The 16,069-nt window shown below is 71.1% G+C and carries 13 protein-coding genes; 8 read left to right on the top strand and 5 right to left on the bottom strand.

What is annotated here, in order from left to right; translation table 11 throughout:
• The first annotated feature begins 64 nt into the window (after nucleotides 1-64).
• The gene (locus JOD63_RS14435) at nucleotides 65-1,360 is read left to right on the top strand and encodes a UDP-glucose dehydrogenase family protein (RefSeq protein ID WP_045276644.1); all 1,296 of its coding nucleotides are present in this window, start codon (nucleotides 65-67) and stop codon (nucleotides 1,358-1,360) included.
• A 39-nt stretch (nucleotides 1,361-1,399) separates the two neighbouring features.
• Here JOD63_RS14435 and JOD63_RS14430 read toward each other — a convergent pair whose 3' ends face one another.
• The 4 genes from JOD63_RS14430 to JOD63_RS14415 form a co-directional block, all read right to left on the bottom strand.
• Nucleotides 1,400-2,665 (bottom strand): hypothetical protein, encoded by a 1,266-nt coding sequence (locus tag JOD63_RS14430; protein ID WP_045276645.1) that lies wholly within the window; start codon nucleotides 2,663-2,665, stop codon nucleotides 1,400-1,402.
• Nucleotides 2,658-3,341 carry an HAD hydrolase-like protein gene (locus JOD63_RS14425; RefSeq protein ID WP_045276646.1) on the bottom strand — a complete coding sequence of 228 codons (684 nt, stop codon included), beginning with the start codon at nucleotides 3,339-3,341 and terminating at the stop codon, nucleotides 2,658-2,660. The genes JOD63_RS14430 and JOD63_RS14425 overlap by 8 nt, the downstream gene beginning before the upstream one ends.
• A 57-nt stretch (nucleotides 3,342-3,398) precedes the next feature.
• Entirely contained in the window at nucleotides 3,399-4,094 is a 696-nt protein-coding gene (gene nucS / locus JOD63_RS14420; RefSeq protein ID WP_045276647.1) for an endonuclease NucS, read from the bottom strand.
• 91 nt (nucleotides 4,095-4,185) lie between these two features.
• Nucleotides 4,186-5,415: an MFS transporter gene (locus tag JOD63_RS14415; protein ID WP_045276648.1), complete on the bottom strand. Its 1,230-nt coding sequence runs from the start codon at nucleotides 5,413-5,415 to the stop codon at nucleotides 4,186-4,188.
• Between the two features lie 103 nt (nucleotides 5,416-5,518).
• On the opposite strand from JOD63_RS14415, the gene JOD63_RS14410 reads away from it, so the two are divergent.
• The 7 genes from JOD63_RS14410 to mnhG all read left to right on the top strand — a co-directional run bounded on the left by JOD63_RS14410 (nucleotide 5,519) and on the right by mnhG (nucleotide 13,067).
• Nucleotides 5,519-6,598, top strand: a complete 1,080-nt coding sequence (locus JOD63_RS14410; RefSeq protein WP_045276756.1) for a LacI family DNA-binding transcriptional regulator — start codon at nucleotides 5,519-5,521, stop codon at nucleotides 6,596-6,598.
• Nucleotides 6,599-6,688: 90 nt separating this feature from the next.
• On the top strand, nucleotides 6,689-9,685 hold the full coding sequence (locus tag JOD63_RS14405) for a Na+/H+ antiporter subunit A (protein WP_045276649.1): 2,997 nt from the start codon (nucleotides 6,689-6,691) through the stop codon (nucleotides 9,683-9,685).
• On the top strand, nucleotides 9,685-10,212 hold the full coding sequence (locus JOD63_RS14400; protein WP_045276650.1) for a Na(+)/H(+) antiporter subunit C: 528 nt from the start codon (nucleotides 9,685-9,687) through the stop codon (nucleotides 10,210-10,212). The genes JOD63_RS14405 and JOD63_RS14400 overlap by 1 nt, the downstream gene beginning before the upstream one ends.
• Nucleotides 10,209-11,816, top strand: a complete 1,608-nt coding sequence (locus tag JOD63_RS14395) for a Na+/H+ antiporter subunit D (protein ID WP_045276651.1) — start codon at nucleotides 10,209-10,211, stop codon at nucleotides 11,814-11,816. Before JOD63_RS14400 ends, JOD63_RS14395 begins: the two co-directional genes overlap by 4 nt.
• The gene (locus tag JOD63_RS14390; protein ID WP_052682596.1) at nucleotides 11,813-12,382 is read left to right on the top strand and encodes a Na+/H+ antiporter subunit E; all 570 of its coding nucleotides are present in this window, start codon (nucleotides 11,813-11,815) and stop codon (nucleotides 12,380-12,382) included. Before JOD63_RS14395 ends, JOD63_RS14390 begins: the two co-directional genes overlap by 4 nt.
• Complete coding sequence (locus tag JOD63_RS14385) at nucleotides 12,379-12,648, top strand: monovalent cation/H+ antiporter complex subunit F (RefSeq protein ID WP_045276652.1); 270 nt, start codon at nucleotides 12,379-12,381, stop codon at nucleotides 12,646-12,648. The genes JOD63_RS14390 and JOD63_RS14385 overlap by 4 nt, the downstream gene beginning before the upstream one ends.
• 17 nt (nucleotides 12,649-12,665) lie before the next feature.
• Entirely contained in the window at nucleotides 12,666-13,067 is a 402-nt protein-coding gene (mnhG, locus tag JOD63_RS14380; protein WP_084613703.1) for a monovalent cation/H(+) antiporter subunit G, read from the top strand.
• 196 nt (nucleotides 13,068-13,263) lie between these two features.
• On the opposite strand, the gene JOD63_RS14375 is transcribed toward mnhG, so the two are convergent.
• A complete protein-coding gene (locus JOD63_RS14375; RefSeq protein WP_084613672.1) occupies nucleotides 13,264-15,906 on the bottom strand; it encodes a penicillin acylase family protein in 2,643 nt (880 codons plus the stop codon).
• Between the last annotated feature and the right edge of the window lie 163 nt (nucleotides 15,907-16,069).

Below are 16,069 nucleotides of genomic sequence, written 5' to 3'. Positions count from 1 at the left end.
TTCCGCGAGAGGAATACATGCACGGCAAGACCCGGGTGAGCACGCCCACGACGAAGGAGCGATCATGAGGATGTCGGTGATCGGATGCGGCTACCTCGGTGCCGTGCACGCCGCCGCGATGGCCGAGCTCGGCCACGACGTGGTGGGGGTCGACGTCGATGAGGCGAAGATCGCGCTCCTCTCCGCCGGGAAGGCGCCGTTCTTCGAGCCGGGGCTGCCCGAGATCCTCGCCTCGGCACTGGCGAGCGGACGACTGCGGTTCACCACCGACATGGCCGCCGTCGACGACGCGAGCGTGCACTTCATCGCGGTGGGCACCCCGCAGACGAAGGACTCCTATGCCGCCGACCTCACCTATGTGGATGCCGCTGTCGATGCGCTCCTCCCGTACATCGGCGAGGGCGATCTGGTGGTGGGCAAGAGCACCGTCCCGGTCGGCACCGCGGCGAGACTGGCCGCGGTCGTCGCCCCCACCGGCGCCTCGCTCGCGTGGAACCCGGAGTTCCTGCGCGAGGGCTACGCCGTGCAGGACACCATCAGCCCCGACCGGCTCGTCTACGGCATCGCCGATCCGTCGTCGGTCGACGTGCTCGACGAGGTGTACGCCACCGCGCTCGCCGCGGGCGCCCCCCGGATCGTCACCGACTTCGCGACGGCCGAGCTGGTCAAGGTGGCGGCGAACGCGTTCCTCGCGACGAAGATCTCGTTCATCAACGCGATGGCCGAGATCGCCGAGGTCACCGGTGCCGACGTGACGCAGCTCGCGGATGCCATCGGCCACGACACCCGCATCGGCCGACGATTCCTGGGCGCCGGCGTCGGCTTCGGCGGCGGGTGTCTGCCCAAGGACATCCGGGCCTTCACCGCGCGTGCCGAGGAGCTCGGCCGCGGCGAATCGGTCGCCTTCCTCAAGGAGGTCGACGCGATCAACCTGCGGCGGCGCCAGCGCGTCGCCGACCTCGCGGTGGACGCGTTGGGCGGCTCGGTGAACGGGCGGAAGATCGCCGTGCTCGGGGTGACGTTCAAGCCTCACTCCGACGACGTGCGCGACTCCCCGGCGCTCGATGTCGCCGTGCGGCTCAAGGGACTCGGCGCCGAGGTCGTCGTCACCGACCCGGAGGGCATCGACAACGCCCGCCTGCGGCATCCGCAGCTGATCTACACGTCGGTCGCCGAGGAGGCACTGCGTGCTGCCGACCTGGTGGTGCTGGTCACCGAATGGCCGCAGTTCACCTCGCTCGACCCCCGCGAGGTGGGCGAGCTGGTGCGTCACCGACGGGTGATCGACGGTCGCAACGCGCTCGACCCGACCGCGTGGAAGGACGCCGGGTTCACCTACGCCGGCCTCGGCCGCTCGTGAGTCAGGGCGCTGCCGCGCCCGAGCCCGGGAGCGGCAGCGTCAGCGGACGCCGAGGCGGTCGTGATCGGCGAGGGCCTTGGCGTCCTCGGCGTGGCGCATCGCGCGTCGCGCGGCGTCGAGCGCCTCGATCGGGTCGCCCGCCCGCCGAGCCGCGGCGAGCTCATGCTGGGCCGCTCCGAGCCGTGCCCGGGCATCGGCGCCCGTGCGCGCGCGCGTGATCGCCGTCTCGGCCTGCGCGACTGCTGTCCGCGCCGCGGCGATGGTGCCGGGGAGCGCCGTGCGCGCGGCACGCAGCCGCTGCTGCGCCGTGCGCGCGTCGCCGACCGCGAGGTCGAGCCGGTCGCGCAGCCGGGCGATGCGATCGACGGTGCGGGTCGGACGACGGTCCGCGTCGGTCTCGAGCGCATCGAGCTCGGCGCTGATCGCACGGATCTCGTCGGCGAGCCGGTCGCCCTCGGCCGACGGCATCCGCTCACGCACGACGGCTGCCTGACGGAGCGCCTCCCGTGCGGAGGCGAACTCGCCTGCGAGGGCGCGTGCGGCCTCGGTGACGAGGCGATGCGCCTCCTCGAGGGCGCGGGCGTCGGCTTCTGCCGTGCGCAGCGCCCGCTCGGCGGCGGTGAGGTCGGCGAGGGCGGACTGCGCGGGGTCGGCGGCCTGCGCGGCCGCGGTGCGCAGGAGGCGCCCGGCCTCCGACGATGCAGCCAGGGCGGAGCGCGCCGCGGCAGCGGCATCCTGCCACTCGTCGTCGGCGTACCGGCTCGACAGGTCGGCGACCAGGGCGCTCGGGTCGCCCATCGTCTGCTGCAGCGCGTCGAGCCGCTGCTCGGCGGCAGACACCTGGTCGGCCGCGGAGACGTTCGCGGCGACCCAGTCGCGGTGGTCGGCCCGGGCGCGCGCGATCACGGCCTGGGCGCCTCGTGCCGCGGTGCTCACGCGCGCCGCCTCGCGCCGCACTTCGGCCGGGTGCAGGTCGGGGTCGCTCAGCCGTCGGTACCGATCGAACGCGTCGTCGCGTGCGTGCTGCGAGGTGAGGCGTGCCCGGCGCAGCGACGCCGGCGCCTCACCGCCGTAGAGGGCACCCGACAGCCCGACCTCGAGGTCGAGTTCGTCCACGGCGTCGTCGAGGCGCACGAGCTCCGCACCGGCAGCGGCCCGGACGGCCTCGGCGCGCGCGCGGGCGCGCGGCGAGCGACGGGCGCGACGCACCGCCCAGATGCCGATCGCGAGAGCGAGGGCTGCGACGGCGAACACGACGGCGGCGGGCACGAGCCAGCCGAGCACCGAGGCGACGAGCTCAGGCATCGTCCTCGGGGAACAGCAGCAGGGCGCGCAGTTCGTCGACGGTGTCGACGGCGGCCTGAGCTCCGTCGGACTCGTGGGGCCAGCTGAACCCCCAGCGCACGAAGATCACGGGCACACCCTGCTCGGCGCCGCCCTCGACGTCGTGGTGCCGGTCGCCGACGAGCACCGGACGGCTCGTGTCGACGCCCGAGACCTGCAGACGGCGCAGCGCCTCGGCGACGATGTCGCTCTTGGCGCTCAGGGTCTTCTCGTCGCTGGTGGCGCCGACGGTCGCGGTGAGCGAGGTCGAGAGGTCGAAGTGGTCCATGAGGGCCACCACCTGCACCTCGGGCTTCGACGAGGCGGTGGCCTGCGGCACCCCCGCGGCGGCGACATCCTCGATGAGGGCCGCGATCCCGTCGAACAGCTTCGCGCCCGTCGTGTAGCCGTCAGCCTTGCCGAGCACGCGGTAGAAAGACACGGCTTCGTCAGCCTGCTCGGGCGTCATGCCGACGTTCACCTGGAAGGACTGGAACATGGGCGGCCCGATCCAGTGCACCAGCTCGGCGCGGGTGGGGGCCGGGCGCCCGAAGTGCTCGAGCGTGATCTTCAGGCGTCGCAGGATGCCGTCGGACGCATCGACGATCGTCCCGTCGACGTCCCACAGCACACAGGTCCAGGGCGATCGGCTCGTCATGCCCTCCACCCTATTGCGCGAGCACGGCGACGCCGCGGCCCGCGGGGTCGGGTCGGCTCAGAACAGCCGGGGGGCGCCCGACTCGATGCCCTTCATGCCCTCGTAGTCGAGGGTGACGCAGCGGATGCCGCGGTCGGCTGCCAGCACCTTCGCCTGGGGCTTGATCTCCTGCGCGGCGAAGACGCCGGTGACCGGGGCCAGGTGCGGGTCGCGGCCGAGGAGCTCGAGGTATCGCGTGAGCTGCTCCACCCCGTCGATGTCGCCGCGGCGCTTGACCTCGACGGCGACGGTGCCGCCCGCGGGATCGCGGAGCAGCAGGTCGACGGGGCCGATCGCGGTCGGGAACTCGCGGCGCACCAGCGTGAGGTCTGCGCCGATGACGTCGACCTGCTCGGCGAGCAGGCGCTGCAGGTCGGCCTCGACGCCGTCCTTCTGCAGCCCCGGGTCGACACCGAGGTCGTGCGAGCTGTCGTGGAGCACCTCGTAGATGCGCACGAGCAGTGCGTCGCCGGTCTTGGCGTGCGTCACCCGCCAGTGCTCGATCACGCCGGCCGAGGCCGACTCCTCGTCGGGCACCTCGACGTCGAGCCGGCACGGCGGGCTCATCCAGTTCAGCGGCTTGTACGACCCGCCGTCGGAGTGCACCAGCAGGCTGCCGTCGCCCTTGTGGACGAGGAGGCGGGTGGCGAGGGGCAGATGCGCGTTCAGCCGACCGGTGTAGTCGACGGAGCAGCGGGCGATGACGAGACGCACCCGTGAAGCCTAATCGCCGCGGCCGCTCCCCCGCCCTCCCCGTCGCCCTCCGCCCACAAGTTCGACGGAGATGAACGGGGGGGGGGGGCGGTCAGTGCCGGGGGTGCCCGGCGCCCACGGTCGAACCCGCGATCGGCTTGGCGGCGCCCGAGGCGAGGCCCGACATCGCGATCAGGCCGACGATGATCCACAGCGTCGGGAGGATGCCGATCTGGTGGCTGATCCAGCCCAGCACGGGCGGGCCGCAGAGGAACGCGATGTACCCGATCGTCGCGGCGGCGGAGACGGATGCCGCGGCCTTCGTCGGGTCGTCGGCCGCCGCCGACATCCCGAGCGGGAATCCGAGCGATGCTCCCGCGCCCCACAGCGCCACGCCGACGAAGGCGATCGGCAGCGACGGCGCGAGGATGAACATGATCAGGCCGACGGCGGCGAGCACCGCGAGGATGCGCAGGGTCCACACCCGGCCGAGGCGGTCGACGAGCGGGCCGCCGAGGATGCGGAAGACGGTCATCGCGACCGAGAAGACGGTCAGGGCGACGGCGCCCATGGCCTCGGTCTGCCCGTGCCCGTCGACGACGGCGATGGTGAGCCAGTCGTTCGCGCTGCCTTCCGCGAAAGCCATGCCGAGCATGATCGCGCCGATCGCGTAGGTGCGCGGGTCGCGCCATACGGCGAGCACCTGCGCGAGCCGCTCCGAGCGGGTGGCGGCGGGGGCGTCGTCATCGTGGGTGACCTCGCGGCGGGGGATGAAGCGCACGGCGACCAGCCCGGCGACGACCACCAGCACACCGATGCCCCACAGATGCAGGGCGACGGCGACACCCCACGCGGCCATCGCGATGCCGACACCGGCGCCGACGACCGTGCCGATGCTGAAGAAGGCGTGGAAGAGCGGCATGAGCGTCTTGCCCGTGGCCTGCTCGGCGGCGGCGGCCTCGACGTTCATGAGCACGTCGGTCGCGCTCATCCCGAGCCCGACGAACACGAGGCCCACCGCGGTGACGGCGAACGACTGCGAGTACGAGACGCCGAGTCCGGCGATCACCACGCCGATCGTGAAGACGATGATGGTGGCGAAGAGCCCGCGCCGGGCGCCCCAGCGCGCCACGATCACGTTCGCGAGCGAGAGGCCGACGATCGACGCGGCGCCCATCACGAACAGCAGCACGCCGATCTCGAAGTCGTTGATGCCGAGGTCGGCCTTCACGGCGGGAAGACGCGACGCCCACGACGCGAATCCGAGCCCGGTCACGAAGAAGATCGTGAAGATCGCCGCGCGCCACTGCGCGAGCTGCGTCCGGGAGAGTTCCAATTCCATGCGAGCACTCTACCGAATCGATTCGACGCTCCCCGAATCAGCCTCGCATCAGCCTCGAATCGATTCGGCCGATCCCGCGGAATCCCGCTACCATCAAGGCGTCATGAGCACGCGCCGCGCAACCATCGCCGACGTCGCCCGCGAGGCGGGAGTCTCGCCCTCGACGGCGTCCGTCGTGTTCAGTGGCAAGACGCCCGTCTCCGATGCGACCCGGCGCCGCGTTCTCGACGCGGCATCCGCACTCGGCTACACCGGACCCGATCCCCGGGCGGCCTCGCTCCGCCGCGGGCGATCGGGCATCGTCGGCGTCGTCTTCGAGGAGCACCTCGGCACGGCGTTCCTCGACCCGGTCAAGACGCTCATGATGGACGGCCTTGCCGACGGCGTCGCCCCGATCGGCGCCGGCCTGCTGCTGCTGCGCGACCACGAGCCGGTGGAGGCCCTCGACTCCGGGTCGCCGGCGCGCGCGGTGCCGACCCTCACCACCGCGCCTCTCGATGCGGCGGTGCTCATCGGCTGCAGCGGGCACCTGCGCGAGTCGCTCGAGACCGTGATCGCGCGGGGCATCCCCGTCGTCGTCATCGAGGGCGACGCCGGCGACGGCGTGCCCCGCATCGACCTCGACAACCGCGAGGCCACCCGCCAGGCCGCCAGTCACCTGCGCACCCTCGGCCACACCGAGGTCGCGGTCGTCACCCTGCCGGCGCGCGGCGGGTGGGAGCGCGGCTGGATCCTCGACGACACCGCCATCACGATCGACGTCACGCGCGACCGCCTGGCCGGCGCCCTCGACGTGTTCCCCGAGGCGCGCGCGTTCGCGGCAGCCGGGAGCTTCATCGACGAAGGGCTCGCGGCGGGCCGTGTGATCCTCGCCGATCCCGTGCACCGGCCCACCGCGGTGATCGCGCAGAGCGACCTGCTCGCCGCCGGGGTCATCCGCGCCGTGGAGGAGGCGGGCCTGCGCGTGCCGGAGGACGTCAGCGTCACGGGGTTCGACGGCATCGTCGTCGACGGCCTCGCGCCCTACGAGCTCACGACACTCGTGCAGCCCGCGACCGACAAGGGCCGCGCCGCCGGTCAGGCGGTGGCGACGATGCTCGAGGGCGCGGACGCGGCATCCATCCGCTTCACGTGCGCATTCCGTGAGGGGAATACGACGGCGTCTCCACCCGACCGGGACTGACCACTCCCTGCCGTCGGTAGACTGGACGCGACCCCGATCGCCTGTGCCGTGTGTGAAGCCCGCGGCCGACGACCATGAGGAGGCCGCTTCATGCTCCTCCTCCTCGGCGCGTTCGCACTCCTGCCGATCGCCCTGCCGTGGCTGGTCTCGAAGCTCGGTCCCCGCGCGTTCTTCGTCGCCGCCTTGCTGCCGATCGGCGCGTTCGTGCATGCCGCATCGCTCACGCCGCGCGTGCTCTCGGGTGACATCCCGTTCCAGTCCTACGCGTGGATCCCGCCGCTCGGCATCGACCTGTCGATGCGGATGGACACGCTGTCGTGGCTCATGACCCTCGTGGTCACCGGCGTCGGCGCGCTGGTCATGCTCTACTGCCGCTGGTACTTCCGCGGCAAGGGCGAGAACCTGGGGCAGTTCGCCGCCGTGCTCCTCGCCTTCGCCGGAGCGATGTACGGCCTGGTGCTCACCGACGACCTCGTCGTGCTCGTGATGTTCTGGGAGATCACGAGCGTGCTGTCGTACCTCCTCATCGGGTACTACAACCGCCGCGCCGCCAGCCGCCGCGCCGCTCTGCAGGCGCTCCTCGTGACGACGCTCGGCGGTCTCGTCATGCTCATCGGGGTGGTTCTCCTGGTGGTCGACGCAGGCACCTCGAGCATCACCGGCATCCTCGATGCGGCGCCGACCGGCCTCGTCGTCGATGTCGCGCTCGCGCTGCTGCTCGTCGGCGCCCTCAGCAAGTCGGCGATCTTCCCCTTCCACTTCTGGCTGCCCGGCGCCATGGCCGCGCCCACGCCGGTGAGCGCGTACCTCCACGCGGCCGCCATGGTGAAGGCCGGCATCTACCTGATCGCCCGCTTCGCCCCGGTGTTCGCCTTCGCGCCGTCGTGGCGTCCGATGGTCATCGGCCTGGGCGTGTTCACGATGCTCCTCGGCGGCTTCCAGGCCCTGCGCGAGACCGATCTGAAGCGCATCCTGGCGTTCGGAACCGTCAGCCAGCTCGGCTTCCTCACGGTGGTGCTCGGGTACGGCACCCGTGACGTCGCCCTCGCCGGCCTCGCCCTGCTGCTCAGCCACGCGCTCTTCAAGTCGGCGCTGTTCCTCGTCGTCGGCGTGATCGACCGCCAGCTCGGCACCCGAGACATCACCGAGCTCAGCGGCATCGGCCGGCAGGCGCCGATCATGGCGACGTTCGCGATCGTCGCCGTCTCATCCATGGCGGGCATCATCCCCACGATCGGCTTCGTCGCCAAAGAAGGCGTGCTCGCCGCATTGCTCCACGAGGCGACCTCCGGCTCCGTCTGGGGCGCTGTCGCCCTCGCCGGGGTCGTGCTCGGCTCGGTGCTCACCGTCGCGTACGGCGTGCGTTTCGTGTGGGGCGCCTTCTGGACCAAGAAAGTCCCCACACCCACTCCACCCGCCGCTGACGCGGCGCGCGGAGCCTCGGGGCGCGGGGGCCCAGCCGCGGGCGCGGCCGTCGAGCCCACCCGCTGGCCCGACCCGCCGATCGGCTTCCTCGGGGCTCCGGTCGTGCTCGCCGCGCTCACCGTCGTCTCGGGGTTCGCGGCATCGATGCTCGACACCGCGTTCGCCGGCTACGCCGACCTCGCCCCGGCCGCGTCACCCGGCATCGCCGCCCCGGAGCATCCCGCGCACCTGGCGCTGTGGCACGGGCTCGAGCCGGCCCTGTGGATCTCGCTCGGAACGATCGTGGTCGGCGCCCTGGTCTTCCAGCTGACCCGGCGACAGGTGCTCGCACGACGGATGCTGCCGTTCACGGCGGCCGACGCGTACAACGGCGCCCTCCGTGCCGTCGCGCGCCTGTCGGTCGTGACGACGAGCTTCACCCAGCGGGGCTCGCTGCCGGTGTACGTCGGCACGATCTTCGTGGTGCTGGTGGCGGCCCAGGGCACCGCCCTGCTGGCGGGTGACGCGTGGACCGCGCAGCTCGACGCCTATCAGACGCCGATGCAGCTGGTCGTGGCGCCGATCATGATCGCCGCCGGCCTCATCGCCGTACGGGCGCGCAAGCGCTACACCGGCGTCGTGCTGGTGTCGGTGACCGGCCTCGGCATGGTGCTGCTGTTCGCCACGAGCGGTGCACCCGACCTCGCCCTCACGCAGATCCTCGTCGAGACCGTCACCCTGGTCGCCTTCGCTCTGGTGCTCCGGCGGATCCCGTCGCGGATGGGGGAGCACAACGCGTCGGTCTGGCCGATCGCGCGCGCCGTGCTCGGCGCGGCGGTGGGCGTGACCATGGCCGCCGTCGTGATGGTGGCGACCTCGGCCCGCAGCAGCGTGCCGATCTCGGAGCGCTTCCCCGACCTGGCGTACGAGCTCGGCCACGGCAAGAACGTCGTGAACGTGGCGCTCGTCGACCTCCGCGGGTGGGACACGATGGGCGAGCTGTCGGTGCTCATCCTCGCGGCGACGGGTGTGGCATCCCTCGTGTTCGTCACCCACCGCTCCGACACGCTCTCGAGCTTCATCGCCCCGCTTCCGACCGCGGCGACGCGCACCCGGCGGCCGCTGGTCGAGACCGACCAAGGCGTGAGGCCCCGCGCCGAGGCGCCCTCGGGCCGCATGGCCTGGCTCGTCGGCGGTCAGCGGGTGCGCCCCGAGAACCGCTCGATCATGCTCGAGGTGGTCGTGCGCATCCTCTTCCACACGATCATCATCGTGTCGCTCTACCTGCTCTTCGCGGGCCACAACCTGCCCGGTGGCGGGTTCGCCGGCGGCCTCGTCGCCGGCATGGCGCTCGTCATGCGCTACGTCGCGGGCGGCCGGTACGAGCTGGGTGCGGCGGCTCCCGCCGACGCTGGCAGGCTCCTCGGATTCGGCATGGCGATCGCCGTCGCCTGCGCGATCGTGCCGCTGTTCTTCGGCGCCGCGCCGCTCACGAGCGCATGGTTCGAGGTCGAGCTGCCGGTGCTCGGCCACATCGAGTTCGTCACCTCGACCCTGTTCGACGTCGGCGTCTACCTCGTCGTCATCGGGCTGGTGCTCGACGTGCTGCGCAGCCTCGGCGCCGAGGTCGATCGACAGGCGCAGGACGTCGCCGACGCGCGACCGCAGGGGGTGCGCGCCTGATGGATGTCTCGATGGTGCTGATCGTCATCATGGCGGTGCTCTTCGCGTGCGGTGTGTACGCGATGCTCGAGCGCAGCCTCACCCGCGTGCTCATCGGCTTCCTGCTGCTCGGCAACGCGGCGAACCTGCTGCTGCTCATCGTCATGGGCCAGCCCGGCATCGCGCCGTTCTTCGGCGAGGGCACGCCCGACGAGATGTCGGACCCGCTGCCGCAGGCCCTCACACTGACGGCGATCGTCATCACCTTCGCGGTGTCGGCGTTCCTGCTCGCGCTCATCTACCGGTCGTGGCAGCTCGGTCAGGCCGACACGGTCGAGGACGACGAGGCCGACCTCGAGGTGCGCGGCCGCATCGCCGAGGACGAGATCGAGGACGAGACCGAGATCGAGGATGCCGACGATGATGCGACGACCGACTTCGTGGGCATCGACACGGCCCCGCTGACGGTGCTCGGCAGCCGCGACCTCGCTGCCCTCGACGACGACGCGCCGGTGGACCGGCCGCGTGACAGGGGAGGCGACGCATGACGTTCCTCGCCCAGATCGCTCCGGGGCTCGTTCCGCTCCTCGCGACGCTGCCGCTGCTCGGAGCCGCCGTCGCCCTCATCGCCGGGCGCCACCGTCGCACGCAGGTGGTGGTGTCGATCACGACGCTCACCGTCGTGTCGATCATCGCGGCGCTGCTGCTCGTCGTGGTCGATGTCGGCGACGAGGCGATCGCGGTGTCGGTGGGCGGCTGGCCGATCCCGTTCGGCATCGTGCTCTACGTCGACCGGCTCGCGTCGCTGCTGGTGCTCGTCTCGAGCATCGTGCTCCTCGCGGTGCTCCTCTTCTCGGTGGGTCAGGGCGCCGCGGACGGCGATGACGAGACACCGGTCTCGATCTTCCACCCGTCGTACCTGATCCTCGCCGCGGGCATCTTCACGGCATTCATCGCGGGCGACCTCTTCAACCTCTACGTCGGGTTCGAGATCCTCCTCGTGGCATCCTTCGTGCTCATCACGCTCGGGTCGACGGAGTCGCGCATCCGCACCGGCGTCGTCTACATCGTCGTCTCGCTGGTGTCGTCGATCCTGTTCCTCGCGGCGATCGCGATGATCTACGGCGCGCTCGGCACGGTGAACATGGTGCAGATCTCGGAGCGCATGACGCAGCTCCCGCAGGACACGCAGTACGTGCTGCACGTCATGCTGCTGCTCGCCTTCAGCATCAAGGCCGCCGTCTTCCCGCTGTCGTTCTGGCTGCCCGACTCGTACCCGACCGCGCCGGCGCCGGTCACGGCGGTGTTCGCCGGCCTCCTCACCAAGGTCGGCGTGTACGCGATCATCCGCACCGAGACCGAGATGTTCCTCGACAACGACGTGAACACGGTGCTGCTGTGGGTCGCGCTCGCGACGATGGTCGTCGGCGTCCTCGGCGCGGTCGCGCAGGCCGAGCTCAAGCGCATCCTGTCGTTCACGCTGGTGAGCCACATCGGCTACATGATCTTCGGGCTCGCGATCGCGACACCCGCCGCGATCGGCGCGACCATCTACTACACGGTGCACCACATCGTCGTGCAGACGACCCTGTTCCTCGCGGTCGGTCTCGTCGAGCGCCGAGCCGGCTCGACCTCGATCCTGCGCGTGAAGGGCCTCATGAAGGCGGCGCCGGTGATCGCCGTGCTCTACTTCATCCCCGCGGTGAACCTCGGCGGACTGCCGCCGTTCTCGGGGTTCATCGGCAAGTTCGCGCTCTTCGACGCGGCGGCCGAGGTCGGCACCCCGATCATGATCGTGCTCATCGTCGGCGGTGTGGTCACATCCCTCCTGACGCTCTACGCCCTCATGCGCGCCTGGAACCTCGCATTCTGGCGCGAGGAGGACGACTCCGCCGAGACCGAGGCCCGCATCTCGTACCTCGGTGCGTCGCCCGGCGGCGTCGAGACCGAGCGCCGCGTGATCCCCCGCATCATGACGGCCTCCACGGCGGGGATGGTCGCCCTCACCGTCGCGCTCACCGTCTTCGCCGGGCCGCTGTACGACGTCTGCACGCGCATCGGCGCGGCTCTCCTCGAGCCGGTCACCCTGGTGCAGCTCGAGGAGCAGCACCAGGTCAGCACGGGCGGTCTCGAGAAGGAGGACTCGCCGTGAGCGCCGAGAACGCGCAGCCGGCGCGGGAGGACAAGCGGTCGCTGCTCGCACTGGTGTGGCGGCAGCTGCCGTTCTTCGTGTGGCTCGTCGCGCTGTGGATGCTGCTGTGGGGGCAGTTCACGTGGCTGGCGTTCTTCACCGGCGTGATCGCGGCTGCGGTCGTCACCCGCGTGTTCCGCCTGCCGCCGGTCGAGCTGTCAGGCCGCGTCAACCTCTGGTTCGGGCTCATCTTCGTGCTCGAGTTCATCTACGCGCTGGTGCGCGGCTCTCTCACCGTCGCCTGGCAGGCGCTGGACTGGCGGCGTCAGCCGGGCGCCGCGATCGTGGCGGTGCAGCTGCGCACCGACGACGACCTGATCATGACCCACACCGGGGTGACCGCATCCCTCATCCCCGGCTCGCTGATCGTCGAGACCGACCGTGACCGGCGCATCCTCTACCTGCACGTCATCGGCGTGCGCAATGACCGCGACGTGGAGTACCAGCGCGAGAGCGTGCTCAAATGGGAGCGGCGGATCGTCATGGCCGTCGGATCGCGCGCCCAGGTCGAGGCGGTGAAGGCATGAGCCCCCTGCTGATCGTCATCTACGTCGTGTTCACCATCGCGGCGCTGCTGACCCTGTGGCGCATCGTGATCGGCCCGTCGATCCTCGACCGGGCCGTGGCATCCGACGTTCTCCTCACCGAGATCATGTGCGTGCTCGGCGCCGAGATGGCGATCAACCACCACACCAAGACGCTGCCGGTGCTGCTGATCATCGCCGCGGTCGGCGTGTTCGGGTCGATCTCGATCGCGCGCTTCGTCGCGAGAAGGGACAACGACACCCCGTGAACGCGCTCCTCTTCTCACTGGTCTCCGCTGCGGGGCCGTCGACGGATGCCGCCCCGTCGGCCGTCGACGTCGCGCTCGACACGACCGCGCTCATCCTCATCCTCATCGGGGCCCTGCTGTGCCTCACCGCGGCGATCGGCCTGCTGCGGTTCCGGGATGTGCCGACCCGCCTGCACGCGGCGACGAAGCCGCAGGTGCTCGGGCTGATCCTGGTGTGCCTGGCCGTTGCGCTGTCGCTGCGGTCGTGGCCGGTGGTGGCCTTCCTGGTGCCCGTCGTGCTGATCCAGCTCGCGACAGCGCCGCTGTCGGCCCACATGGTCGGTCGCCAGGCGTACCGCAACGGCACGATCGACGAGTCCGACCTCTACGTCGACGAGCTCGCCGACTCGCGCCGCACCCCGCCCGCCGCCGGCGGCTGAGCGTTTCGTCTCGCTCCGCTCGCTCAACGACCGGGGGTGGGGCTGCGCTCGCTCAACGACCGGGGGTGGGGCTCCGCTCGGTCGACGACCGGGGTGGGGCTGCGCTCGCTCAACGACCGGGGGTGGGGCTCCGCTCGCTCAACGACCGGGGTGGGGCTGCGCTCGCTCAACGACCGGGCGAGCGACGGACCGGGGGTCAGCCCGCGGGGGTCAGCACGAGGGTGTTCGTGGTCGCGGCATCCACGGCCTTCTCCGAGAACGCCCACGGGGTGGTCTCGGCCTTCTGCCACGTCTCCACCTGGTCGATGTAGTTGGTGTGGAAGGCGTGGCCGCTCGTGCCAGTGAGGTGGTTCCAGCCCGAGGCATCCCAGTCCGACAGGTCGACGACCATGCGCATCGACGGAACGGTCACCGTCTCGAAGCCCTCGCCGAGCACCCAGCCTGTCGCGTTCGCGACCGACGAGCCGCCGCCCACCGCGTACGGGCCGCGGTTGAACAGCATCTCGATCGGTGCGATACCCGACGAGCCGAAGGTGTCGCTGGTGAGGGCGAGCGCGTGCAGTGAGCCCCAGTTCCAGCGCGAGGGGGTGTCGCCCTGCAGGTCGACGAGGCGGTCGTAGGCCGACGTCGCCGCGTACGTGAGCATCTCGTCCATGCTCGAGACGCCGAGCGCCTCGTTGGTCCACCACTGCGACGCGGGGTCGTCGAGCAGGTTGTCGACCACGAGGAAGAGCCGGCCCTGACCGCTCAGCGGTGCCGCGTGCTCGCGGCCCTCGACGAACAGCGCCTGGGCGAGTTCGTCCCACAGCACGTTGGCGTACGCGGCGGCGGCGGAGTCGGCGGAGTTCTGCGCATCCCACTCCTGCAGGAGGCCGAGGGCCTCGTCGGGCCCCGACTCGCCGGTGCGCACGTCGAGGTAGGCGGCCGCGAGGGTACGCCCGATGAAGGACTCGTTGTCTGCCTGGATGTCGCGCATGTCCTGCGCGGTCACGAGGCCGCCGGCGATCCGGCGCTCGAGCATGTCGACGATGCGGGCCGCGCGCCAGCCGTAGTCCCAATCCCGGGTGAGGAAGTGCTCGTAGCTGTCGCCGACGACGGCGTTGTTGGCGGTGACGATGTAGCCCTCGTCGGGGTTGTACGACACCGGCAGCTCCTCGAACGGGATGTAGCCCTGCCACGCGTAGGCCGAATCCCAGCCCGGCTGCGGCATCGAGCCGTCGGCGGCGCCGCGCATCGGCAGCTTCCCGGGCGTCTGGTACCCGATGTTGCCGTCGACGTCGGCGTAGATGAGGTTCTGCGCGGGCACGTCGAACAGCGCGGCGGCCTCACGGAAGCCCGTGAAGTCGGCCGCGGTGTTGAGGCGGAAGATCGCGGATGCCGTCGTGCCGGGCTCCAAGGCCGTCCAGCGCAGGCTCACCGCGTACTCCCCGGTCGGGGCATCCGTCGGTTCGGTGACGTCGCCGCCGGTGCCGGTGTACGGGGCTTCGGCGATCGCCGTGAAGTCGTCGGTCAGGCCCGAGACGATCGGACCGTTCGCCGTCTTGCGCACGACGAGGTCGACGTCGGGGCCACCGGCGACACGGAAGGTCTCGGTGTGCTCCTCGAACGGCACGAGCTCGCCGTTGTACCAGTAGCCGTCGTCCTCGACCTTCTCGAGGTAGAGGTCGGTGACGTCGCTCGTGAGGTTGGTGAAGCCCCAGGCGATGCGGGCGTTGTGCCCGATGATGACGCCGGGCACGCCCGAGAACCCGAACCCGGCCACGTCGAACGGGCACGCCTCCGACACGGTCGAGCAGCGCAGGCCGATCTGATGCCAGACGCTGGGGAGGGATGCTCCGAGGTGCGGGTCGTTGGCGAGCAGCGGCATCCCGGTGTCGGTGAGCCGACCCGACACCACCCAGGAGTTCGAGCCGATGCCTTCACCGGCCCCGCCGACGAGGGTGCTCACGGCCTCGATCACGCTGTCGACCTCGGTCCACTCGATCGACGCGGTCGACGCCTCGGCCTGCGCGGGGTCAGCGGTGTGGGCGACGGTCGCAATGCCCGACACGTCGGAGATCTCGGGCACGATCACCGGGTTGCGGTCGAACGGGTACGCCGGATAGAGCTCGGCGAGCTCGTCGGAGCTGAATGAGGCCGCGGCGACCGCGCGCTCGGTCTCGGTCTCGATGTTCGATCGCAGGTCCCAGGCCATCGCCTTGAGCCAGGCGACCGAGTCGGCGGCGGTCCACGGCTCGATCTCGTAGTCGGAGTTCTGCAGCCCGAGGATCGCGTACTCGAGCGACGCGTCGGCGCCGTCGTGGTCGGCGAGGTACGCGTTCACGCCTGCGGCGTATGCGTCGTAGTAGGAACGGGTGGTCTCGTCGAGGGCCTCGACCTCCTGCTCGGCGATGGAGCGCCAGCCGAGGGTGCGCAGGAACGTGTCGGTCGCCAGCTGAGACTCGCCGAACAGCTCCGAGAGGCGCCCGCTGGTGACGTGACGGCGGAAGTCCATCTCCCAGAAACGGTCCTGGGCATGGACGTACCCCTCGGCGAAGAAGAGGTCGTCGGTGGTGTCGGCGGTGATGGTCGCGACGCCGAGGGCATCGCGCTGCACGGTGACGTCGGCGCCGAGCCCGCTCACCGCGGCGGTGCCGTCGAGCTGCGGGAAGGAGCGCTGGATCGTGTAGACGACGAAACCGGTCGCGATCAGCGCGATGACGGTGAGACCCGCGACGATGCTGAACAGCGCGATCGCGACCTTGCGGCGCAGCGACCGGCGGGGCCGCTCCGGCAAAGCGATGGGGCCCGACGCCGCGCGGACCTCTGCGCGGGATGCGGGGATGGTGCTGTTCGACATTGAATGGGCCTTCAGAGCTCGGCGACGGTGACACGCCGGTTCACACACGGCGCATCGCGGTGTCGCGCCTTCGGGTGGCGCTCACCGGGAGGAATCGTAACCCCGGGCGCACCCGGCCGCCGAATCCCTGTGGAACCCGGCGGGCGCGCGGGACTGCACGCCG

This window comes from Microbacterium terrae (assembly GCF_017831975.1).
Lineage (GTDB): Bacteria > Actinomycetota > Actinomycetes > Actinomycetales > Microbacteriaceae > Microbacterium > Microbacterium terrae.
Note: the sequence above shows the minus strand (reverse complement) of the source record. Positions and strands in the feature narration are given on the sequence as shown.